The 19,523-nt window shown below is 71.8% G+C and carries 19 protein-coding genes and 2 pseudogenes; 8 read left to right on the forward strand and 13 right to left on the reverse strand.

Annotation, left to right across the window (positions count from 1 at the left end; translation table 11 throughout):
- The first annotated feature begins 63 nt into the window (after positions 1 to 63).
- Positions 64 to 756, forward strand: coding sequence for a response regulator transcription factor (locus IT072_RS15035; RefSeq protein ID WP_018191755.1), 693 nt, complete (start codon positions 64 to 66; stop codon positions 754 to 756).
- 69 nt (positions 757 to 825) lie between these two features.
- On the forward strand, positions 826 to 2,550 hold the full coding sequence (locus IT072_RS15040) for a sensor histidine kinase (protein ID WP_223357667.1): 1,725 nt from the start codon (positions 826 to 828) through the stop codon (positions 2,548 to 2,550).
- A 161-nt stretch (positions 2,551 to 2,711) separates the two neighbouring features.
- On the opposite strand, the gene IT072_RS15045 is transcribed toward IT072_RS15040, so the two are convergent.
- The 6 genes from IT072_RS15045 to IT072_RS15070 form a co-directional block, all read right to left on the reverse strand.
- A complete protein-coding gene (locus tag IT072_RS15045) occupies positions 2,712 to 3,791 on the reverse strand; it encodes a hypothetical protein (RefSeq protein WP_223357668.1) in 1,080 nt (359 codons plus the stop codon).
- Between the two features lie 3 nt (positions 3,792 to 3,794).
- Positions 3,795 to 4,877, reverse strand: coding sequence for a hypothetical protein (locus IT072_RS15050; protein ID WP_223357669.1), 1,083 nt, complete (start codon positions 4,875 to 4,877; stop codon positions 3,795 to 3,797).
- 183 nt (positions 4,878 to 5,060) lie between these two features.
- Positions 5,061 to 6,680 (reverse strand): chaperonin GroEL, encoded by a 1,620-nt coding sequence (gene groL, locus IT072_RS15055; RefSeq protein ID WP_223357670.1) that lies wholly within the window; start codon positions 6,678 to 6,680, stop codon positions 5,061 to 5,063.
- 227 nt (positions 6,681 to 6,907) lie between these two features.
- Positions 6,908 to 7,111 carry a cold-shock protein gene (locus IT072_RS15060; protein WP_223357671.1) on the reverse strand — a complete coding sequence of 68 codons (204 nt, stop codon included), beginning with the start codon at positions 7,109 to 7,111 and terminating at the stop codon, positions 6,908 to 6,910.
- A gap of 185 nt (positions 7,112 to 7,296) precedes the next feature.
- Positions 7,297 to 7,851: a LytR C-terminal domain-containing protein gene (locus IT072_RS15065; RefSeq protein WP_223357672.1), complete on the reverse strand. Its 555-nt coding sequence runs from the start codon at positions 7,849 to 7,851 to the stop codon at positions 7,297 to 7,299.
- A 22-nt stretch (positions 7,852 to 7,873) separates the two neighbouring features.
- Positions 7,874 to 8,167, reverse strand: coding sequence for a DUF3263 domain-containing protein (locus IT072_RS15070; protein ID WP_223357673.1), 294 nt, complete (start codon positions 8,165 to 8,167; stop codon positions 7,874 to 7,876).
- Positions 8,168 to 8,348: 181 nt separating this feature from the next.
- Here IT072_RS15070 and msrB point away from each other — a divergent pair, with 181 nt between their 5' ends.
- Positions 8,349 to 8,753, forward strand: coding sequence for a peptide-methionine (R)-S-oxide reductase MsrB (msrB, locus tag IT072_RS15075; RefSeq protein WP_223357674.1), 405 nt, complete (start codon positions 8,349 to 8,351; stop codon positions 8,751 to 8,753).
- A complete protein-coding gene (locus IT072_RS15080) occupies positions 8,750 to 9,301 on the forward strand; it encodes a nitroreductase family protein (RefSeq protein ID WP_223357675.1) in 552 nt (183 codons plus the stop codon). The genes msrB and IT072_RS15080 overlap by 4 nt, the downstream gene beginning before the upstream one ends.
- A 24-nt stretch (positions 9,302 to 9,325) precedes the next feature.
- Here IT072_RS15080 and IT072_RS15085 read toward each other — a convergent pair whose 3' ends face one another.
- From IT072_RS15085 to pdhA, 5 genes are read right to left on the reverse strand one after another with little or no spacing between them, the layout of a single operon-like run.
- Positions 9,326 to 10,276, reverse strand: coding sequence for a DMT family transporter (locus tag IT072_RS15085; RefSeq protein ID WP_223357676.1), 951 nt, complete (start codon positions 10,274 to 10,276; stop codon positions 9,326 to 9,328).
- Between the two features lie 31 nt (positions 10,277 to 10,307).
- Entirely contained in the window at positions 10,308 to 10,451 is a 144-nt protein-coding gene (locus IT072_RS15090) for a hypothetical protein (protein WP_223357677.1), read from the reverse strand.
- A 9-nt stretch (positions 10,452 to 10,460) separates the two neighbouring features.
- Positions 10,461 to 11,798 carry a dihydrolipoamide acetyltransferase family protein gene (locus tag IT072_RS15095; protein ID WP_223357678.1) on the reverse strand — a complete coding sequence of 446 codons (1,338 nt, stop codon included), beginning with the start codon at positions 11,796 to 11,798 and terminating at the stop codon, positions 10,461 to 10,463.
- Complete coding sequence (locus tag IT072_RS15100; protein WP_223357679.1) at positions 11,795 to 12,841, reverse strand: alpha-ketoacid dehydrogenase subunit beta; 1,047 nt, start codon at positions 12,839 to 12,841, stop codon at positions 11,795 to 11,797. Before IT072_RS15100 ends, IT072_RS15095 begins: the two co-directional genes overlap by 4 nt.
- A complete protein-coding gene (gene pdhA / locus IT072_RS15105) occupies positions 12,838 to 13,914 on the reverse strand; it encodes a pyruvate dehydrogenase (acetyl-transferring) E1 component subunit alpha (protein WP_223357680.1) in 1,077 nt (358 codons plus the stop codon). Before pdhA ends, IT072_RS15100 begins: the two co-directional genes overlap by 4 nt.
- Before the next feature lie 127 nt (positions 13,915 to 14,041).
- Here pdhA and IT072_RS15110 point away from each other — a divergent pair, with 127 nt between their 5' ends.
- From IT072_RS15110 to IT072_RS15120, 3 genes and pseudogenes are all read left to right on the forward strand, one after another.
- Positions 14,042 to 14,470 carry an Lrp/AsnC family transcriptional regulator gene (locus tag IT072_RS15110; RefSeq protein ID WP_223360993.1) on the forward strand — a complete coding sequence of 143 codons (429 nt, stop codon included), beginning with the start codon at positions 14,042 to 14,044 and terminating at the stop codon, positions 14,468 to 14,470.
- Positions 14,471 to 14,660: 190 nt separating this feature from the next.
- Positions 14,661 to 15,395 carry an enoyl-CoA hydratase/isomerase family protein gene (locus IT072_RS15115; protein WP_223357681.1) on the forward strand — a complete coding sequence of 245 codons (735 nt, stop codon included), beginning with the start codon at positions 14,661 to 14,663 and terminating at the stop codon, positions 15,393 to 15,395.
- 14 nt (positions 15,396 to 15,409) lie between these two features.
- A pseudogene (locus IT072_RS15120) lies at positions 15,410 to 16,255 on the forward strand (3-hydroxyacyl-CoA dehydrogenase family protein); the annotation flags it as partial.
- A gap of 36 nt (positions 16,256 to 16,291) precedes the next feature.
- On the opposite strand, the pseudogene IT072_RS15125 reads toward IT072_RS15120, so the two are convergent.
- A pseudogene (locus tag IT072_RS15125) lies at positions 16,292 to 16,693 on the reverse strand (PaaI family thioesterase); the annotation flags it as partial.
- Positions 16,694 to 16,741: 48 nt separating this feature from the next.
- Here IT072_RS15125 and paaZ point away from each other — a divergent pair.
- Entirely contained in the window at positions 16,742 to 18,808 is a 2,067-nt protein-coding gene (paaZ, locus tag IT072_RS15130) for a phenylacetic acid degradation bifunctional protein PaaZ (protein WP_223360994.1), read from the forward strand.
- Positions 18,809 to 18,879: 71 nt separating this feature from the next.
- Here paaZ and IT072_RS15135 read toward each other — a convergent pair whose 3' ends face one another.
- On the reverse strand, positions 18,880 to 19,470 hold the full coding sequence (locus IT072_RS15135; RefSeq protein ID WP_223357682.1) for a TetR/AcrR family transcriptional regulator: 591 nt from the start codon (positions 19,468 to 19,470) through the stop codon (positions 18,880 to 18,882).
- Between the last annotated feature and the right edge of the window lie 53 nt (positions 19,471 to 19,523).

Genomic DNA, 19,523 nt, shown 5'->3' on the forward strand with positions numbered 1-19,523 from the left:
CGCGTAGGTTGCGCCCCGGCCGCTCACAGGCAGGACACAGCTGCCGCGCAGATACTAGGCACCATGAACGCCGGACCTCGCATTCTCATCGTCGACGACGAGCCGAACATCCGCGATCTGCTGACCACCAGCCTCCGCTTCGCCGGCTTCGCCGTGCGTGCGGTCGGCAACGGGGCACAGGCGATCTCCGCGGTCCTCGAAGAGGAGCCAGACCTCATCATCCTCGACGTCATGCTGCCCGACATGAACGGCTTCGGCGTCACCAAGCGCCTCCGCGGCGCCGGCTACACCGCGCCCATCCTCTTCCTCACCGCGAAGGACGACACCGAGGACAAGATCACCGGCCTCACGGTCGGCGGCGACGACTACGTCACCAAGCCGTTCAGCCTCGACGAGATCGTCGCGCGCATCAAGGCCATCCTCCGCCGCACGATGCAGGCCGACGAGGACGCGGTCATCCGCGCGGGCGAGCTGACCATGGACCAGGACACCCACGAGGTCTTCGTCGGCGACACCCCGATCGAGCTCAGCCCGACCGAGTTCAAGCTGCTGCGCTACCTGATGCTCAACCCGAACCGCGTGCTCTCGAAGGCGCAGATCCTCGACCACGTCTGGGAGTACGACTTCAACGGCGATGCGGGGATCGTGGAGTCATACATCTCGTACCTGCGCCGCAAGGTGGACGCGCACTCGAGCGAGCCGCTCATCCAGACCAAGCGCGGCTTCGGCTACATGCTCAAGGCCGCCAAGGCGTGACTCCTCCCGTGCTGCGCCCAGCGTACGCACCGGAGGAGCCCAGCACGCACCGCATAGACTGACGGCCTCATGCACTCTCGCCTGCTCGACCGCTGGAACGCGATCTCCCTGCGCACCAAGATCACGGGTGTCACCGTGCTCATGCTGACGCTGGGGCTGCTCGTGACGGGCATCGGCACCATGTCGATGCTCAAGCCGGTGCTGCTCGATCAGCTGGATGCGCAGCTCTCGGCCGCGTCGGGGGCGTCGTACCTCAACACCTACCTCTACGGCACCTCGTCCGACAGCGAGAAGATCGCCTCCGACGCCAGCCCGTCGGACTACTTCGCGGCGCTGTACGACGCCGACGGGAACCTGGTCAAGACCAACTGGACCAACATCCCGTACTCGCACCGGCCCGCGGTGCCCGACACCCTGAGCGTCGCCGACGGCAAGAAGCTGCCCGCGGGAGGCTACCCGCTGCAGAGCAACGACGGGCACACGACCTACCGCGCCCTGGCGCAGACGGTGACGCTGACGAATCCGCCGGGCGCCCTCGGCACGGCCATCGTCGCGACGACGACCACGCAGATCGACACGGTGATGGCGAGCTTCCTCGCAATCTTCCTCGGCTTCGGCGTCATCGTCATCATCGTCGGCGCGGGCCTGACCCGGATGCTCGTGACCACCACGTTCCAGCCGCTGCGGGAGGTGGAGCAGACCGCCGCGCGCATCGCCGACGGCGACTTCAGCCAGCGCCTCGGCGGGGCGACGCCGAACACCGAGGTCGGGCGGCTCAACCGCTCCCTCAACACGATGCTGAACCGGATCGACCGCGCGTTCAGCGACCGTGCGCGCACGATCGACCAGATGCGGCGCTTCGTCGGCGACGCCTCGCACGAGCTGCGCACGCCGCTGGTGTCGGTACGCGGCTACGCCGAGCTGTACCGGATGGGCGCCCTCCAGACCCCGGAGGACGTCGCCCAGGCGATGGACCGCATCGAGAAGGAGGCGATCCGCATGGGCATCCTCGTGGAGGACCTCCTCGAGCTCGCCCGCCTCGACGAGACCAAGCCCCTCGACCTGCACCCCGTCGATCTCACGCGCATCGCGCAGGACGCCGCCATGGACGCGATGGCCGGGGCTCCCGGCCGCACCGTGACCGTGCTCACCCCGGACCCGGTGCCCGCGGCTGCGGCGCCGGCCGACCCCGACGAGCCGACGCTCGACACCGTCCCGATGCCGCTCTCCGAGCTGCCGACCACCACACCGGCGGACAGGCCCACCAACGCGACCGGCCCCATCGCGTTCGCCGGCTCCGCGCTGGCCCGCCTGCGCCGCAGCCGCCCGCGCCGCGGCACCGAGCCCGTGACCATCGTGACGGCCGAGAAGGTCGTCCTGACGAACCCGGCCCCCGCCGAGCCCGCCATCGTGCTGGCGGAGGAGAACAAGCTGCGCCAGGTCGTCACCAACCTGATGGGCAACGCCCTCCGCTACACGCCGGAGGACAGCCCGATCGAGATCGCCGTGCAGATCGACCACCGCACCGAGCGGGCGTCGCTCGAGGTCCGCGACCACGGCGAGGGCATCCCGCCGCAGATCCGCGAGAAGATCTTCCAGCGTTTCTGGCGCGCCGACACCTCGCGCGCCCGCGAGACCGGCGGCAGCGGCCTGGGCCTCGCCATCGTGTCCTCCATCGTCGCCGCGCACAACGGCTCCGTGGAGGTCGTGGAGACCGAGGGCGGCGGCGCGACCTTCCGCGTCTCCCTGCCGCTCGCTGCGTCGCCCGCGGCGCCCAAGCCGCTCACGGCGTAGGCTGCGCCGCCTGCGCTGCCCTTCGGGTCAATTGCGTCGCGCCCGCTGCCCCTCGGGACGACCGCGGCGCGGCGGCGTGCCGCGGTCGTCCCGACGGGCCGCGGTCGGGACGTGCGACGCAGCATGAGCCGCGGGGCGACCCGCGTGTCGGGGAGACGCGGTCAGAGCTTCCCGGCCGCCCACTGCACCATCGCGAGGGCGCGCGACGGGTCGGTGTCGGTCGAGTGGAACTCGATCCATCGACCGCCGACGACGGCGTCGACGGAGACGAACGGGGTGCTCTCGACCTCGCCGTTCCAGACGAGCGCCGGATACTCCTCGCCCTTCACCGTGATCGTCTCGCTGTGTGCGCTCGCATCCTGGGCGAGCACGGCCGCGCGCAGCCGGTCGTAGACGCCGGGGGCGGCGGGCAGCACCGAGAGGCTGCCGAGGTACCCGCTGCCGACCGCGGTGCCGCCGCCGCTGCCGCCATCTCCCCGCCCGAACACGCAGAGCGTCGTGCCGCCCATCCGCAGCACGGCGGAATCCACCCGGAACGTCGCGTCAACGTCCATCGGAGTGACCGCGGGCAGGTCGTAGGTTGTCTGCATCTGCGCGCGCAGATCGTCGGCGGAACAGTCGAGCGGCGCACCGGTCGCCGCGGCCGGGGCGGACGACACCTCCGCCGTGACGGTCGGCAGCATCCGCTGCACGGCGCCATGGAAACCCGCCTCGGTGAGCCCCGCGACCGCGGCCGCCCGCAGGTCGACCGCGAGCCACGCACCGCCGACCAGGACGTTGGTGCGGCACCACACCGTCGGCGTCAGCGCGCAGTCGCCGCCCAGGGAGACCCCGCCCTGGTAATCGGCGCCGGGCGTGGCGACATCGGGATGCTCGGCGGCGAGCTGTCCCCACCCGTCCGCAGCGTGCGGGAGCACCTCGACCGTCAGGGTGTCCTTCCCGTGCGTCCACCCGCAGGAGGAGCCTCCCACCGCCGGCAGTGCGAGTGGGCCTGCAGCGGCGACGGAGGTGGTGATCCCGGCGACGTCGGTGACCGGCTTCGCGTCGGCGCCGAGGAACGCGGTGAGATCCGCATCGTCGACGACAGCCGGGCAGTCGAGCGCGAACGCGGCGGCCGGGGTGGGCGTCGGCGTGCGGGAGGCGGAGGCTCCCGGATCGGGGATGCCGAGGAGCGAGCACCCGCTGAGGACGAGAGCGACAACGAGGGCGCTGATGGCGGCTGTACCGACGCGGAGGGACATGGGCTACTTCCGCACCCAGTCGCTCGCAAGAAGGGCTTTCGCGAGGTCGACCGTCTTCGCCGAGTCATCGGTCTCATACGTCACGACCTCGACCCACCTCCCCTCGTCGAGCACGTCGACGATGGTGCGCTCCGAGTCCTCCGTCGGCTCGAACAGGCCCGATGCGGACCCGGGGAGCGACGAGACGTCCACATCCTTCGCGCCCGGGTGATCGACTCCCGAGCGGTAGGCGGCGATCAGGGCGGGGGTCGCGTGATCGAGCACGGTCACTTCGCTCTGGATGCGCGATCCACCTCCGTCGTCGTCGAACCGGCAGGACGTCGCGTAGCCGGCGCGCTGCAACCCGATCCCGAAGGCGAACGCATCGTCCTTGTCGCCGCGCTGCACGCCGTCGCCGAAGGACGCGCGCACCGACGAGAGGAGGGCCTCGTCGTCGCAATCACGGGGATGCGCGGAGAGCACCGTCGGCCGGGGAAGAGCGCGATAGCGCGTCACGATCTGCTGGACGAAATCGTGGAAGCCGGATTCGCGGACAGCCGTCCCAGCGCCCCGGGCGGCCACGCGCAGCCAGGCGCCCTCGACGAGGACGTCGGTGGAGCAGAACGAGCCCTCGCACGCACCGCCGCGGGAGACGGCGCCGTCGTAGGCGCTCCCCGCACTCGGCTTGTGCCGCTCGACCAGCTCGTTCCAGGCGTTCTCGAGCCCCGGAGCGAGCTGGACAGACACGGAGGGCGACCCGAAGTCTCCCGTCAGCTCCATGAGCCCGTTCTGGCCCCACCCGCAGACGGCGCCATTGGCGGTGAGCGCCGCCCAGGACGCTGAGTTGAAGACGCCTCCCGACTGAAGATGCTCGAACGTCTGAGGTTCGCCCGTGCCGCCCACGAGAGCGGTCACCTCGCTCGGGTCGACGAGCGCGGAGCACGCGGGCGCCGGGGTCGTCACCGCCATCGGCGTCGACGTGCCGGTCGGACGCGCGGTGGCCGACGGCGTCGACTCCCCCTTCGCACCGGGAGTGCATCCCGTCAACGCGAGTGCGGCCGCAGCGACGACCGCCGCAGCGGTCAGGAGCGCTGGTGTTCTGCGCATCGATCCCCGCCCATTCCCCGAGCGGCATATGGCTGGACCACCCGATGTCAGAAGACTATCGAGCGGTCGAGCCGTCCCGCTCGCACCTGGCGTAACGGTGTCGCATCGAAACGCGAAGAGGGCGCCTCCCGTGCGGGAGACGCCCTCTTCGTCAGCGACGAGATGGACTCGAGGCGGTGGGACTCAGAAGTCCATGCCGCCGGTCGGGTCGCCGACCGGAGCCGGGTTCTTCTCCGGCTTGTCGGCGACGACGGCCTCGGTGGTGAGGAAGAGGCCGGCGATCGACGCGGCGTTCTGCAGCGCCGAGCGGGTCACCTTCACCGGGTCGTTGATGCCGGAGGCCAGCATGTCCACGTACTCGCCGGACGCGGCGTTGAGGCCGTGGCCGACGGGGAGGTTGCGGACCTTCTCGACGACGACGCCGGCCTCGAGGCCCGCGTTGATCGCGATCTGCTTCAGGGGCGCCTCGATGGCGACCTTGACGATGTTGGCACCGGTGGCCTCGTCACCGACGAGCTCCAGCTTCTCGAAGGCGAGCTTGCCGGCCTGGATGAGGGCGACGCCACCACCGGCGACGATGCCCTCCTCGACGGCGGCCTTCGCGTTGCGGACGGCGTCCTCGATGCGGTGCTTGCGCTCCTTGAGCTCGACCTCGGTGGCCGCGCCCGCCTTGATGACGGCCACGCCGCCGGCGAGCTTCGCGAGGCGCTCCTGGAGCTTCTCACGGTCGTAGTCGCTGTCGGTGGCGTCGATCTCGTTGCGGATCTGAGCCACGCGGCCGGCGATCTGCTCCGGGTCGCCCGCACCCTCGACGATGGTGGTCTCGTCCTTGGTGATGACGACCTTGCGGGCCTGGCCGAGCAGGTCGAGGGTGACGTTCTCGAGCTTGAGGCCGACCTCCTCGGAGATGACCTGGCCGCCGGTGAGGATCGCGATGTCCTGCAGCATGGCCTTGCGGCGGTCGCCGAAGCCCGGGGCCTTGACGGCGACGGACTTGAAGATGCCGCGGATCTTGTTGACGATGAGGGTCGCGAGCGCCTCGCCGTCGACGTCCTCCGCGATGATGAGGAGCTGCTTGTTGGCCTGGATGACCTTGTCGACGATCGGGAGCAGGTCCTTGATCGAGGAGATCTTCTGGTTGGCGATGAGGATGTACGGGTCCTCGAAGACCGCCTCCTGGCGGTCCTGGTCGGTCACGAAGTACTGCGACAGGAAGCCCTTGTCGAAGCGCATGCCCTCGGTCAGCTCGAGCTCGGTGCCGAAGGTGTTCGACTCCTCGACGGTGACGACGCCCTCCTTGCCGACCTTGTCGATCGCCTCGGCGATGATCTCGCCGATGGTGCTGTCGCCGGCCGAGATGGACGCGGTGGCGGCGATCTCCTCCTTGGACTCGACCTCCTTGGCGCTGGTGATGAGCTCCTCGGTCACCGCGGCGACGGCCTTCTCGATGCCGCGCTTGAGGGTGATCGGGTCGGCGCCGGCCGCGACATTGCGCAGACCTTCCTTGACGAGCGCCTGGGCGAGCACGGTCGCGGTGGTGGTTCCGTCGCCGGCGACGTCGTCGGTCTTCTTGGCGACCTCCTTGACGAGCTCCGCGCCGATCTTCTCGTACGGGTCGTCGAGCTCGATCTCCTTGGCGATGGACACGCCATCGTTGGTGATCGTCGGGGCGCCCCACTTCTTCTCGAGGACGACGTTGCGACCACGCGGGCCGAGGGTCACCTTGACCGTGTCGGCCAGGATGTTCAGGCCGCGCTCGAGGCCGCGGCGGGCGTCCTCGTCGAAAGCAATGATCTTTGCCATGTGTTTCTCGTCCCTCCCGGACGTCTGCGAAAGATTCCGTCTGTTAGCACTCGATCAGATGGAGTGCTAAAGCGATTCTGGCACTCGCGGCGGTCGAGTGCAAGACGAGGGAGGGAGGCCGCGACGCCGGCCGTCGGCGGAGACGAGTGTGCGCGGGGCGCCGATGCCCCGCGCACACGGGAGCGCCGCCCCGAGGGGCGGCGCTCCACTCGTCGAATCGCTGGGTTCTAGGCCAGGCGCACAGACTCGGCCTGGGGACCCTTGTTCCCCGAACCGACCTCGAAGACGACCTGCTGGCCTTCCTCGAGGACCTTGTACCCGGACATGTCAATTGCGGAGTAATGAACGAAAACGTCCTGTCCCCCACCTTCGACGGTGATGAATCCGTAGCCCTTTTCAGCGTTGAACCACTTCACGGTTCCGTTCGCCATGCATTACTCCCATTGCTGTGTCGCAAGCGCGGTCCAGCGCCGCGCGTTGGACCGATACTAATGCCGGGAATACGGGTAATTGCCAGCTTCTTTGTGAAACCGTTACGAATTCGGCCGAAAGTTAAACACGCCGGAAACAAAGGGATCCGCCGGGGGTGTCGCGCCCGGATGACGCCCCGCGGAGGTCAGCCGGCGTAGTCGGAGCCGACCACGACGGTCAGATCGGCTCCGGTGTCTGCGAAGTCCTGAGTGTTCTGGACGGTCGCTCCGGGGAGCGACTGCGCGACGCCGAGGGCCGCGCCCTCCTTGGTCGGGTCGGCGTAGTAGACCACGGTCTGCGTGAGGTTCGTCATGTCGGCGTTCGCGACCGCTCCGACCTTCCAGCCCGCCGCGGTGAGCACGTCGCGGACCTTCGCACCGAGGCCGCTGGTGGCGGTGCCGTTCAGCACGTTGACGGAGAGCGACGGATCGACCGTCGGCACCACCGTCTGGGTCGGAGCGGAGGTCTCGGTCGCCGAGGCCGTCGCCGAGCCGCTCGGCGTGGAGCCGTTGAACGAGATGGCGCCGTTCACGAGCGAGAGTCCGAAGATGCCGGCGCCGACGAGCACGACCGTGGCGAGCGCCGCCCAGCCGAAGGCGATCCAGCCGCGGCCACGGGGACGAGGGGCACGGTGCGCGCCGACGCGCTGGATGTCGTCCGGGATCTCGTCGAAACGGTCGCGGGGGTGCTTGTCTGCCATCGTGGGGTGGGTTCCTCGGGGGTCAGTCGTCGGACGGGAGGGCCCTGGTCCGGCGGGCGGCCTGCCTCGTCTCGCGGAGCCGGAGCAGTCGCTTGACGAGCATCGGATCGTGCGTGAGGGCGGCCGGACGGTCGATCAGCGCTCCGAGGAGCTGATAGTACCGCGCCGCCGACAGACCGAACTCCTCGCGGATGGCCTGCTCTTTGGCGCCGGCATGCCGCCACCACTGGCGCTCGAAGGCGAGGATGGCCGCGTCGCGCTCACCGAGCCCGGAGCGCTCGGGCTCCGACCCGTGGTGCTCTGCCGCCTCGGCCACGTGCGTGCCGCCTTCCTCGATCCGTCGCCTTCCGTTGAACGGTCGCCGCTCATCCTAGGCGGGCGGTCCTGTGTGTTGGCCGTTTGGGCCCGGCACGTCGCGTCTGAAACAGGGAACAGGCGCGGCCCCGCACCCGTTTAGGGTGTAGTCAGACCACCCGACCCCGCATGGAGGCACCGCAATGGATTACCAGGTCTCGAAGACCGACGACCAGTGGCGCGAGGAGCTCAGCGCCGAGCAGTACTCGGTGCTGCGCGAAGCCGGCACCGAGCGCCCGTGGACCGGTGAGCTGCTCGACGAGAGCCGGGCCGGGCTCTACACCTGCGCCGCGTGCGGTGCGGAGCTGTTCAAGTCGGGCACCAAGTTCGACAGCGGCTGCGGCTGGCCGAGCTTCTACGAGTCGGTGCGGCCGGAGGCGGTGCAGCTCCTCGAGGACGACAGTCTCGGGATGGTCCGCACCGAGGTCCGCTGCGCCAGCTGCGGATCGCACCTCGGCCACGTCTTCCCCGACGGGTTCGGCACGCCGACCGGCGACCGCTACTGCATGAACTCCCTCTCACTGAACTTCACCGCGGACGACGCGTGAGCGACCTCCCCGCCCGCGTCGGCGCGCGGCGCTCCTACTCCCGCGTCACGGACGCGGCTCCCACGCACGAGGAGCTGCTGACGCTCGTCGCCGCGGCGGGACGGGTCGCCGACCACAGCGCTCTGCACCCGTGGCGCGTGATCGAACTGCGCGGGGACGCCCGGCTCCGGCTCGGCAAGGCGTTCGCCAAGGACGCGAAGGCCCACGGCCACGAGGCCGAGAAGCTCGCCACCAAGCCGCTGCGCGCTCCTCTTCTCCTGGCGATCGTGGCCAGCCGCAAGAAGAGCAGCAAGGTGCCGGGCTGGGAGCAGGACGCGGTCGCTTCGGGCGTCGCGCACATCCTCAGCCTGCTGCTGCACGACGCCGGCTGGGGCGTCATCTGGCGCACCGGGCACCAGACCCGCGCCAAGGCGGTGCACAAAATGCACGGCCTCGACAGGAACGAGCGCCTGCTGGGCTGGCTCTACGTGGGAGGCATCCCCGAGGGGAGCAAGGAGGGGCACCGCAAACCCCTCTCGGCCGAGCGCTACCTCAGCGTCCTCGACTGACGACGCCGCTCGCGTCGTGCCCGCTCACTCGGCGGCGCGACGCGAGCCCCAGCGGATGCTCGCCACACCCACGGCGACGATGGCGAGCAGCGTGCCGCCGATCGTCGAGAACGCCACCGGGGCGCGCGAGGTCGGCGCCAGCAGGTCGAGCAGCAGGGCGGTCAGCAACTGGCCGGCCACCGTCGCGAGGCCCAGCAGCAGCACGCCGGTGATCCGGACGAGCAGCGCGGCTCCGGCGATGAAGACGCAGCCGATGGCTCCGCCGACGTACAGCCACGGCTCGGTCGGGAGCGGCTCCGGCAGTCCCGCGAGCGCCCAGTGCACGAGCATCAGCACGACGAGCACGATGGTGCCGACCAGGAAGTTGATGAAGGTCGCGGTCAGCGCGCTCTCGGCGACCACACGCACCTGACCGTTCACGGCCTGCTGCCACCCCATCCCGAGACCGGCGATGAGCGGCAGGAGCATCATCCAGACCGGGACGCCGCCGCCGAACTGGGCGGAGACGGCCCAGGTGACCGCGAGCAGCGCGATGACGGCGCCCGCGATCCGGGCCGGGGTGAGCGGGCGACGGCCGCCGGGGCCGAGACCGACGCGGTCGAGCACCAGGCCGCTGACCGTCTGACCGGCGACGACCGACACGGTGAACAGCGCGACTCCCAGCATCGCTGCGGCGAGCCCCTGGGAGAGGACCAGGAACGCACCGGCCGCACCGCCGCACACGTACCACCAGCGCAGCTCGCCGCCGCGCAGCGCGGCACGCACGCGGCCGAGCCCGCGCCGGCCTGCGGGGGCGACGGCCAGCGCGACGAGCAGGATGATCAGGCCCGAGCCGAACGAGATCGCGGCGGCGGTGAAGCCGTCGTCGAGACGGCGGCCGAGCTCCCCGTTGATGCGGGACTGGAGGGCCACGCCGGCACCGCAGATCATCGCGATGACGAGCGCCAGCCACAGGGGGAAGGTACGGGGAGTCACTCCCCCAACACTAGCTGCGCGTCGGCGCGGCTCAGGGGGCGGGGGCTTCACCGTCCGTCGGGCCCGGGTGCGGGAGCCACGGGATGTTCTCCTCCGGGGCGACGAGCTTCTCCTCCGAGAGGTCGTAGTCCTCGCTGTTCTCGATGTCGTCGGTCTGCTTCTTGTCGTCGGTCATTCCCTCACCCTATTCCGGGGCGGGAGCCGTCGAGGGCAGCGGGGCGGACGGCGGCGCGTCGGACAGGACGGCGAGCGGCGACTCGACGGCGTCGGCGATCTCGCGCAGGAACCCGGCCGCGACACCGCCGTCCGTCACGCGGTGGTCGAACACGAGGGACAGCTGGGCGATGCGGCGGGGCACGATCGCCCCGTCGACCACCCACGGCCGTTCGAGGATGCGGCCGACCCCGAGGATGGCGACCTCGGGGTGGTTGATGATCGCGGCGCTCCCATCGACGCCGAGGCTGCCGTAGTTGTTGATCGTGAAGGTGGAGCCGGTCAGCTCCGCCGGGCCGAGCGAGCCGGCGCGAGCGGCCTGCGCCAGCCGGGCGAGCTCGGTGTCGAGCTGCCGCACCGAGAGGAGGTCGGCACGGCGGACGACGGGGACGACGAGCCCGCGCGGGGTGTCGACCGCGACGCCGAGGTTGACGCCCTCGAAGGTCTCGAGGCCGCCGCCGTCGGCCGTGACGCGTCCGGCCAGCTCGGGACGGCGGGCGAGCGCGGCGAGGGCGAACCGGGCGACGAACGACAGGAGGGACGGAGCCCGGCCGTCGACCACGAGGCGGCGGCGGCCGTTCCAGAGGTCGGTCACGTCGACGTCGACCCAGACCGTGGCCTCCGGGATCTCGGAGCGGCTGCGCGACATGGTCTCGGCCACCGTGCGGCGGAAGCGGGAGAACGGGTCGGTCGCGCGCACGGTGAGGCCGGTGCGGGGGTCGGCGGCTGCGTCGGCGGCGACCGATGTCGCGCTCGGCGCAGGTGCGGGTGCCGGAGCGGCCGAGGTGACGGCGGCTTCGACATCCGCGCGGGTGGCGACCCCGTCGGCCCCGGAGGGGCGGAGGGTCGCGAGGTCGACGCCGTGGCTGCGCGCCAGCGGCCGCACCACCGGGGAGACGACGGGGACGATCGGGGAGGAGGCGCGGGCGGCGGTGGCGCGCGGGGCGCCCGCCGCCGCCGAGACGCGGGCACGTCGCGCACCCGAGGTCGTGTCTGTGGTCCCGTAGCCGACGAGCACCTGACCCGAGGCCCCGGACGGCCCGGTGACCTGGGCCCCGGTGGCCGTGCCGGCCTCCTCCACTTCCAGCAGAGGGGCACCGACCAGGATGGTCTCGCCCTCCTCGCCGTGCAGCGCGGCCACCACGCCCGCGAAGGGCGACGGCACCTCCACGACGGATTTGGCCGTCTCGACCTCGGCGATCGGCTGGTCGACGGCGACGGTGTCCCCGCGTGCGACGAGCCAGCGCACCAGCTCGGCGTCGGTCAGCCCCTCACCCAGATCGGGGAGCTCGAACACCCGGGCGGTCACGCGTCCTCCCATTGGAGGGTGTCGATCGCGTCGAGCACCCGGTCCACGCCGGGCAGGTAGAAGCGCTCGAGCTTCGGCGGGGCGAAGGGGGTGTCGAAGCCGGTGACGCGGCGCACCGGCGCCAGCAGGTGGTGGAAGCAGCGCTCCGACACGCGCGCGGCGATCTCGCTGGCCATGCTCGCGAAACCGGGTGCTTCCGCGATCACGACCGCCCGGCCGGTCGCGCGCACGGCCGCGCAGACCGTCTCGTCGTCGAAGGGCACGAGGCTGCGCAGGTCGAGGACGCCGACGCTGCGGCCCTGCTCGGCGGCGGCCTCCGCCGCGGCGAGCGCGACGGGGACCGACGGGCCGTAGGCGATGAGCGTCGCGTCCGTGCCGTCGCGCGCGACGCGGGCGCGACCGATCTCGGGCAGGGGCGCCTCCGTGTCCACATCGCCGGTCGCCCAGTAGAGCCTCTTGGGTTCGAGGAAGACGACCGGGTCGGGGTGCCGGATGGCGGCGCGCAGGAGCCCGTAGGCGTCCTGCGGCGTCGCCGGCGAGACCACGGTGAGGCCGGGCGTGTGGGCGTAGTACGCCTCCGACGAGTCGGAGTGGTGCTCGACGCCTCCGATACCTCCGGCGTACGGGATGCGGATCACGAGCGGCAGCCGGACGAGGCCTCGGGTGCGGTTGCCCATCTTGGCGACATGGTCGACGATCTGCTCGAACGCGGGATACGCGAACGCGTCGAACTGCATCTCCACCACCGGGCGCATCCCGTTCATGGCCATGCCGACGGCGGTGCCGACGATTCCGGCTTCGGCGAGCGGGGTGTCGAAGCAGCGGTCCTCCCCGAACCGCGCCGTCAGCCCGTCCGTGATGCGGAAGACTCCGCCGAGGGGGCCGACGTCCTCCCCGAAGACGAGCACGGCCGGGTCGGCGGCGAGCTCGTCGGCGAGCGCGCGGTTGAGCGCCTGCGCCAGGGTCAGGGTGGACGGCGCCACGGCGGGCTGCAGTGCCCCCTCGGCGGAGTGGTCGGCGGGAGCGTCGTGCATGAGCGTCATCGGGCGGCCTCCTCGGCGGCGAGCTGCTGCGCCTGCTCGCGCAGCTGCGGGGTGGGCGTGGCGTAGACGTACGCGAAGAGGTCCTCGGGATGCGGTTCCGCCTCCTCGACGAGCTGGGCGCGGACCCGCGCGGCGATGCTCTCCGCGTGCGCGTGGGCCTCCGCGTCGTCGCCCTCCGTGAGGGCGCCCTGGTCGCGCAGCCAGGTGCGCAGCCGGAGGAGCGGGTCGCGGGCGAGCCAGGGCTCCACTTCGCCGGGGGTGCGGTAGCGGGTGGCGTCGTCGGCGTTGGTGTGCGGCTTGACGCGGTAGGTGACGGCCTCGACGAGCGTCGGGCCTCCGCCGTCGCGTGCCTCGTGCACCGCGTCGTCGAGCGTGACGAGGAGGGCGGCGAGGTCGTTGCCGTCGACCAGGCGGCCGCGCATCCCGTACCCGATGCCCTTGTGGGCGAGGCTGGGCGCGGCGGTCTGCCTGCGGAGCGGGACCGAGATCGCGTAGCCGTTGTTCTGCACGAGGAAGACGACCGGCAGGTGGAACACCGCCGCGAAGTTCAGGGCCTCGTGGAAATCGCCCTCGCTGGTCGCGCCGTCGCCGCACATCGCCAGCACCACCGTGTCCTCGCCGCGGAGGCGGGCGGCGTGCGCGAATCCGACGGCGTGCAGAAGCTGCGTCGCGAGCGGCGTGGCCTGCGGCGCGACGTTGTACCGGTGCGGGTCGTACCCGGAGTGCCAATCGCCGCGGAGCATCAGCAGGGCCTCGAACGGGTCGACGCCGCGGGTGACGACGGCGACGGTGTCGCGGTACGTCGGGAACAGCCAGTCCTGCTCGCCGAGCACGAGACCTGCAGCGACCTCCGCCGCCTCCTGCCCGTGCGACGAGGGGTACACCGCCAGCTTGCCCTGACGGACCAGCGCGTCGGCCTGCTCGTTGAGCCGCCGGCCCAGCACGAGCTGCCGATAGCCCGTGAGCAGGCGATCGGCAGACGGGAACGGGTGGTGCTCGTGCGGGTGGCCCGAGCCCTCCTCGTCGATCAGGCTCAGCGGGGTGTCGCCGGGCAGCAGCTCGTCCGAGTGCATCGTTTCTCCTTCGAAAGACGTCGCTCCCTCTCAGGATGACTTCACTGGACCAGCTGCGCCACCGATCCCCCGCTATCGAGACGAACGGTGTCGCCGCGGTCGCTCTCGTGGCAGGATGTCTCCCACCATGGACGACATCGACGTACGCATCCTGGACGCTCTGCGCAGCGACGGCCGCGCCTCCATCACGGCGGTCGCCGAGAGCGCGCACGTGTCGCGGGCCAACGCCTACGCCCGCGTGGCGCGGCTGGTGGACGCGGGGGTCATCACCGGCTTCACGGCGAAGGTGGACCCGCGCAAGTCGGGCCGCGCGTCATCGGCCTACGTGACCATGCGGGTCGACCAGGCGGAGTGGCACGAGCTGCGCGACACCCTCCGCGGCATCCCGGAGGTGGAGCACTTCGCCCTCGTCGGCGGCGACTTCGACGTGATCCTGCTGGTGCGGGCGCGCGACAACGAGGACCTGCGGCGCGTGATCCTGGAGGAGCTCACCAGCATCCCCTCGGTGCGCGACACCAAGACGTCGCTGGTGTTCGAGGACCACGACCAACGCTGAGCAAGGCCGTCGAGGTTCACATCGTTGCGCTCATTCGGGCGTCGAAGGCGCAACGACGTGAACCTCGACGGGGGTGGGGGCGCGCGGGTGGGGGGGGCGCGGGGGTGGGGGCGGCGCGGGGGTGGCGGCGCTGGTAGGGTTTACTTGCTGAACGGTCGTTTGGTAATTCGCGATTCGAAGGAGAGACGCGATGGAGACGCTGCGTGTCGCCGAGCGCGCCGACCGCGTCGAGGTGACGCTCGACCGTCCCGAGCGGCGCAACGCGATCGACCAGCGGATGGTCGACGAGCTGCACGACGTCTGCGAGCGGCTCGAACGCGACCCGCGCATCCTCGTGCTCACCGGCGCCGACGGGGTGTTCGCATCCGGCGCGGACATCGCCGAGCTGCGCGACCGCACCGCCGTCGACGCCCGCCATGCCATCAACGCCACGATCTTCACCCGCATCGCCGAGCTCCCCCTGCCCGTCATCGCCGCCCTCGACGGCTATGCGTTGGGCGGCGGGGCCGAGCTGGCGTACGCGGCCGACTTCCGGCTCGGCACGCCGCGGCTGCGCATCGGCAACCCGGAGACGGGGCTGGGGATCATCGCCGCGGCGGGCGCGCTCTGGCGCCTGCCCCGGCTGGTGGGCGAACCGCTCGCGAAGGAGATCGTGCTCGCGGGCCGGGTGCTGACCGGCGAGGAGGCGTTCGCGGCCGGCCTGGTCTCCGCCCTCTTCGAGCCGGACGAGCTGCTCGCCGGGGCGCACGCGCTCGCCGACCGCATCGCGGCGAACGACCCCCTGGCGACCCGCTACACCAAGGAGGTGCTGGCGATGCCGGCGGAGGAGCATCCGCGGGCCGAGCGGGAGGCGCAGGCGGTCCTGTTCGAGTCCCCGGAGAAGCACCGGCGCATGACGGAGTTCCTCGAACGGGGGCGGCCGTGACGGCGGACGAGTCGATGACCGCGGAGCCGGCACCCGAGCGCGTCGGCGTGGTCGGCGGCGGGCGGATGGGCGCGGGCATCGCGCACGCCTTCCTCATGGCGGGTGCGCGGGTCGCGGTCGTCGAACGCGACGAGGCCGCCGCGGAGGCCGCCCGGGCCCGCATCCGGCGCTCGGTCGCGGCGAGCCTGGAACGGGGCGAGCCCGCACCCGATCCGGACGCCCTGGTCATCGGGACCGTCTGGGAGAGCCTGGCCGGGTCGCAGCTCGTGGTCGAGGCCGTCCCGGAGCTGCCGGAGCTGAAGGCGGAGGCGCTACGGCGGGCGGAAGACCTGCTGACGGCCGACGCGGTGCTCGCGACCAACACTTCCTCCCTCTCCATCGATGCGCTCGCGACCGCGCTGCGCCGCCCGGGCGGCTTCGTGGGGATGCACTTCTTCAACCCGGTGCCGGCGTCGGCGCTGGTCGAGGTGGTGGCCGGGTCGGCGACGGCGCCGTCCGCCCTCGCCGCCGCGACGGGATGGGTGGCCGCGATCGGCAAGACCGCCGTCGTCGTGCGCGACTCACCCGGCTTCGCCTCCTCGCGCCTCGGCGTGCTGCTCGGGCTCGAGGCGATCCGGATGCTCGAGGAGGGGGTCGGCTCGCCCGAGGACATCGATCGCGCGCTGGAGCTCGGCTACCGGCATCCCGTGGGCCCGCTGCGCCTGACGGATCTGGTCGGGCTCGACGTGCGCCTCGACATCGCCGACTACCTCGCCCGCGAGCTCGGGCCGCGGTTCGAGCCGCCGGAGCTGCTGCGCCGGATGGTCGCGGACGGCCTGCTGGGTCGCAAGTCGGGGCGCGGGTTCTACGCCTGGCCCGACGCGACCGGAGACGGCTCCTCCGCTACGGACGGCCCGGGCGTCGATGATGAGATTCGTGATGCGGGCCGTGCAGAGCCGGTTCCCCTCGTCGTCGGTCACCACGATCTCGTGCGAGGCGATCGTGCGACCGAGCCGGATGGCGGTGGCGACCCCCGTCACGAGCCCGGAGCGGGCCGAGCGGTGGTGGGTCGCGTTGATGTCGACGCCGACCGCGCTGCGCCCGGGACCGGCGTGGATGACCGCCGCCCAGGAGCCGAGCGCTTCCGCGAAGGCGACGGATGCCCCGCCGTGGAGCAGGCCGAACGACTGGCGGTTGCCCTCGACGGGCATCGTCGCGACCACCCGCTCCGCCGACTGCTCCAGGATGCGCACACCCATCTTCTCGTCGAGCTCGCCGAGCTCGATCGTCCATCCGCTGCCCGCGCCCTCGTCGACCATGCGGCCAGCATACGTCCCGTCGGGACACGCTCTCCGAGGAGGAAACCGATGACCGAGTCCCCCGCCGTCCTGCCGAGCTACGTCCGGGACCGGTGGTGGACACCCTCCGATGACACCGGCGCGACCGCGGTGCTCGACGCCTCCACCGGCGAGCCGGTCGCCCGGGTGAGCGCGACCGGCCTCGACCTCGCCGCCGCCCTCGACCACGCCCGGACCGTCGGGCAGGCGTCTCTCGGCGCCCTGACGTTCCACCAGCGCGCGCTGCTGCTGAAGGCGTTCGCGCAGGCGCTCACCGCCCGCAAGCAGGAGCTGTACGACGCGTCGGCCTCCGCGGGCGCAACCCGGGCGGACGCGTGGATCGACGTGGACGGCGGCATCGGCGCGCTCTTCACCTACGGCTCGAAGGGGCGGCGCGAGCTGCCGAACGCGCAGGTCGTCGTCGACGGGCCGCCGGAGCCGCTCTCCACGGACGGCTCGTTCTCCGGGCAGCACGTCTACACCCGGCTGCCGGGCGTCGCCGTGCAGATCAACGCCTTCAACTTCCCGGTCTGGGGGCTGCTCGAGAAGCTGGCGCCCTCGTTCCTCGCCGGGATGCCGACGCTGGTGAAGCCCGCGACGCCGACGGCCCAGGTCGCCGAGCGGATGGTGCGCATCCTGGTCGAGAGCGGCCTGCTGCCGGACGGGTCGCTGCAGGTGGTGTGCGGGGCGGTGCCGGGCCTCCTGGACCACCTGCGGCTGGGCGACCTGGTCGCGTTCACCGGCTCGGCCTCCACGGCGGAGCACCTGCGCTCGCACGCCTCCGTGCAGACCGGCGGCGTGCGATTCACGAGCGAGACCGACTCGATCAACGCCTCCGTGCTCGGACCGGACGCCGGCGCCGGCTCGCCGGAGTTCGACGCCTACGTGAAGCAGCTGGTGGTGGAGCTGACGGCCAAAGCGGGCCAGAAGTGCACGGCCATTCGGCGCGCGATCGTGCCGGCGGGGAGCGAAGAGGCCCTGATCGACGCGGTACGCGCCCGCATCGCCGAGCGCGTCGTCGTCGGCGACCCGCGGGCGGAGGGGGTGACCATGGGGCCGCTCGCCTCGCGCACCCAGCGCGACGAGGTGCTCCGGCAGGTTGGAAGGCTCGTGGAGGCCGGCGGGAAGGTCGTGGTCGGCGCGCTCGGCGATCCGGTCGTGCGGCGGGCCGACGGGTCGGAAGGGGTCGCGCCGGAGGGCGCGTTCGTCGCCCCACTGCTGCTGCGGTTCGCCGACGCGCGCACGCCCGCGGCGCACACGGTGGAGGCGTTCGGGCCGGTCGCGAGCATCCTGTCGTACACGTCGCCCGCCGAGGCGGCCGAGCTCGTCGCGCGAGGAGGCGGCTCACTGGTGACCAGTGCGGCGACGCACGACACCGCGTTCGCGCGCGATCTCGTGCTCGCCTCCGCGGCGTACAACGGGCGCATCCTGCTGCTCGATCGCGACGACGCGCGCAGCTCGACCGGGCACGGCTCACCGGTCCCGCACCTCGTGCACGGCGGCCCCGGGCGGGCGGGAGGCGGGGAGGAGCTGGGCGGGATCCGCGCAGTCCTGCACCACATGCAGCGGACGGCGATCCAGGGCTCCCCGGACATGCTCACCGCGATCACGGGCGTGTGGCACGAGGGCGCCGCCGCGACGGCCGGGGGCGAGCATCCGTTCCGCAAGTCGCTCGCGACCCTGCGGATCGGCGACCAGGTCGCCTCCGCCTCCCGCCGCGTGACCCTGGACGACATCGAGGCGTTCGCGACGTTCACGGGCGACACGTTCTACGCCCACATGGACGAGGAGGCCGCCGCGGCGAACCCGTTCTTCCCGGGTCGCGTGGCGCACGGCTACCTTCTCGTGTCGTGGGCCGCCGGGCTGTTCGTGGACCCGGCGCCGGGTCCGGTGCTCGCGAACTACGGGCTGGAGGACCTGCGCTTCCTCACCCCGGTGTCGCCGGGCGACAGCATCCGGGTCACGCTCACGGCCAAGCAGATCACGCCGCGGGAGACCGACGAGTACGGCGAGGTGCGGTGGGACGCGCGCATCCGCAACCAGCACGACGAGCTCGTTGCGACCTACGACGTCCTCACCCTGGTCGCGAAGGAGTAGCCCCCGCCGAGGTTCACGTCGTTGCGCTCATTTCGGCGGAATGAGCGCAACGACGTGAACCTCGGCGCGCGTCAGAGGGCGAAGGCGAGGATGGTGTCGGCGACGGAATCCGGGGTGAGGGGGCCGTCGGGGTCGTACCACTCGGTGAGCGAGTTGATCGTGCCGAAGAGCAGCCGGGCGACGACGACCGGGTCGGCGTCGGTGCGCAGGGCGCCCTCCGCCTGCGCCTCGGCGACGAGGTCGGCCACCGCGCGGTCGAACGCGCGGCGACGTACGAGCGCGGCCCGCTCGACCTCGGTGTTCCCGCGCACGCGGAGCAGGAGGGTGACGTAGGGCTTCCGCTCGGCGAGCACGTGCACGGCGCCGCGCAGCACCGCGGCCAGGCGTGCCGCTGCCGGGCCGTCCGTCGCCTCCGGCGAGCGCAGCACGCCCTCGAGTCCGTCGAGCGCCACGTCGAGCGCGAGCGCCAGCAGCTCGTCCTTGGCGGAGACGTGATGGTAGATCGCCGACTTGGAGAGCCCGAGCCGGGTCGCGAGCATCCCGATGGAGGTCGCGTCGTAGCCGTGCTCGTTGAACGCGGCCACCGCCACCTCGAGGATGCCGCGCTGGTCGTAGCCGGGGCGGCCCCGGCGCAGGCCCTCGGCCGGCAGCGTCTCGGTCATGCGCCCCAGTGTGGCATGCTTCCCGCCCGGACGGATATACTAAACGAACGATC

This window comes from Leifsonia sp. ZF2019 (genome assembly GCF_019924635.1).
Taxonomy (GTDB): domain Bacteria; phylum Actinomycetota; class Actinomycetes; order Actinomycetales; family Microbacteriaceae; genus Leifsonia.

Excerpts from the sequence above, each read along its gene's own strand:
- IT072_RS15035 (WP_018191755.1), top strand. The coding sequence starts at position 64 with ATGAACGCCGGACCTCGCATTCTCATCGTCGACGACGAGCCGAACATC.
- IT072_RS15045 (WP_223357668.1), bottom strand. The coding sequence starts at position 3,791 with ATGTCCCTCCGCGTCGGTACAGCCGCCATCAGCGCCCTCGTTGTCGCT.
- IT072_RS15110 (WP_223360993.1), top strand. The coding sequence starts at position 14,042 with ATGGACGACATCGACGTACGCATCCTGGACGCTCTGCGCAGCGACGGC.
- IT072_RS15065 (WP_223357672.1), bottom strand. The coding sequence starts at position 7,851 with ATGGCAGACAAGCACCCCCGCGACCGTTTCGACGAGATCCCGGACGAC.
- groL (WP_223357670.1), bottom strand. The coding sequence starts at position 6,680 with ATGGCAAAGATCATTGCTTTCGACGAGGACGCCCGCCGCGGCCTCGAG.
- IT072_RS15040 (WP_223357667.1), top strand. The coding sequence starts at position 826 with ATGCACTCTCGCCTGCTCGACCGCTGGAACGCGATCTCCCTGCGCACC.
- IT072_RS15135 (WP_223357682.1), bottom strand. The coding sequence starts at position 19,470 with ATGACCGAGACGCTGCCGGCCGAGGGCCTGCGCCGGGGCCGCCCCGGC.
- paaZ (WP_223360994.1), top strand. The coding sequence starts at position 16,742 with ATGACCGAGTCCCCCGCCGTCCTGCCGAGCTACGTCCGGGACCGGTGG.
- IT072_RS15115 (WP_223357681.1), top strand. The coding sequence starts at position 14,661 with ATGGAGACGCTGCGTGTCGCCGAGCGCGCCGACCGCGTCGAGGTGACG.
- msrB (WP_223357674.1), top strand. The coding sequence starts at position 8,349 with ATGGATTACCAGGTCTCGAAGACCGACGACCAGTGGCGCGAGGAGCTC.
- IT072_RS15100 (WP_223357679.1), bottom strand. The coding sequence starts at position 12,841 with ATGACGCTCATGCACGACGCTCCCGCCGACCACTCCGCCGAGGGGGCA.
- pdhA (WP_223357680.1), bottom strand. The coding sequence starts at position 13,914 with ATGCACTCGGACGAGCTGCTGCCCGGCGACACCCCGCTGAGCCTGATC.
- IT072_RS15090 (WP_223357677.1), bottom strand. The coding sequence starts at position 10,451 with ATGACCGACGACAAGAAGCAGACCGACGACATCGAGAACAGCGAGGAC.
- IT072_RS15060 (WP_223357671.1), bottom strand. The coding sequence starts at position 7,111 with ATGGCGAACGGAACCGTGAAGTGGTTCAACGCTGAAAAGGGCTACGGA.
- IT072_RS15050 (WP_223357669.1), bottom strand. The coding sequence starts at position 4,877 with ATGCGCAGAACACCAGCGCTCCTGACCGCTGCGGCGGTCGTCGCTGCG.